The 1,440-nt window shown below is 74.7% G+C and carries 2 pseudogenes; both read right to left on the reverse strand.

Annotated features, from left to right (window positions below):
• Positions 1 to 733: pseudogene (locus Q0283_RS11210) on the reverse strand (imidazolonepropionase); the annotation flags it as partial.
• Positions 733 to 1,440 (reverse strand): annotated as a pseudogene (locus tag Q0283_RS11215) (urocanate hydratase); the annotation flags it as partial. The pseudogenes Q0283_RS11215 and Q0283_RS11210, both read right to left, overlap by 1 nt.

Genomic DNA, 1,440 nt, shown 5'->3' on the forward strand with positions numbered 1-1,440 from the left:
GGCGCGCGGCGAGCTGCAGCGCCCCGCCGGCGGTGAGCTGGTTCGCGTGCAGCCGGGGCATCATCCCGTGCTCCCGGCCGGCCGTGAGGACGCGGGCGCACTGCTCCTCGGTGAAGGCCCCCTCCTCGCAGAACGCGTCGACCCACCGGGCCCGGCCCCCCGCGGCCGGGATGATCCGCTCGACCACCAGGTCGACATAGCCCTCGGGATCGTCGCGGTACTCCGGCGGGACCACGTGGGCGGCCAGCAGGGTGGAGTCCTCCGTGTGCCGGTTGATGATGTCCAGGGCGCGCAGTTCCTCCTCCAGGCTCAGCCCGTACCCGGTCTTGACCTCGACCGTGGTGGTGCCGGAGCGCTCGGCCTGCCGGAGCAGGCGGACGAGGTTCTCCTCGAGCTCTGCCGTGGCGGCCGCGCGGGTGGCGGCCACCGTGGCGGTGATGCCACCGGCCGTGTAGGGCTGTCCGGCCATGCGGGCGGCGAACTCCGCCGAGCGGTCCCCGGCGAACACGAGGTGGGTGTGGCTGTCGACGAACCCCGGCAGGACCGCACCGCCGCCGGCGCTGATGCCCTCCTCGGCCAGTGCCGCCTCGATCGGGGCCTCGGCGGCCGGACCGGCCCAGCGGACCCGGCCGTCCTCGAGGAGCAGGGTGGCGTCGGCGACGACGCCCAGCAGGCCGGGGGCGCCGGCGTCGTTGGTCACCAGCTCGGCGATGTCCGTCACGACGGTGCGCATCAGGTCCCGTTCCCACCGGGCTCCCCGGGCCGGACGGGCGCATCGGGCCCCTCGGCCATCGGGATCCGCACCCCGCGCTCGGCGGCGACCTCCCGCGCCCGGTCGTAGCCGGCGTCCACGTGGCGCATCACGCCCGTGGCGGGGTCGTTCGTCAGGAGCCGTTCCAGCTTCCGGGCGGCCAGCTCGGTGCCGTCGGCCACGCAGACCTGGCCGGCATGGATCGAGCGCCCCATCCCCACGCCGCCGCCCTGGTGGATGGACACCCAGGTGGCGCCCGAGGAGGTGTTGACGAGGGCGTTGAGCAGCGGCCAGTCGGCCACGGCGTCGGTGCCGTCGAGCATCCCCTCGGTCTCCCGGTAGGGGCTGGCCACCGACCCGGAGTCGAGGTGGTCGCGGCCGATGACGATCGGGGCCGAGACCCTGCCCTCGGCCACGAGGCGGTTGAACAGCAACCCGGCCCGGGCCCGCTCGCCGTAGCCCAGCCAGCAGATCCGGGCGGGCAGCCCCTGGAACTCGACGTGCTCGGCGGCGGCCCGCAACCACCGGTGCAGGTCCGCGTGGTCCGGGAACAGCTCCATCAGGGCACGGTCCATGACGGCAATGTCGGCCGGGTCGCCGGACAGCGCCACCCACCGGAATGGGCCGCGCCCCTCGCAGAACTGCGGGCGGATATAGGCCTTCACGAAGCCGGGGAAGTCGAAGGCGCG

The sequence above is a fragment of the uncultured Citricoccus sp. genome, assembly GCF_937871995.1.
In the GTDB taxonomy this organism is placed as follows: domain Bacteria; phylum Actinomycetota; class Actinomycetes; order Actinomycetales; family Micrococcaceae; genus Citricoccus.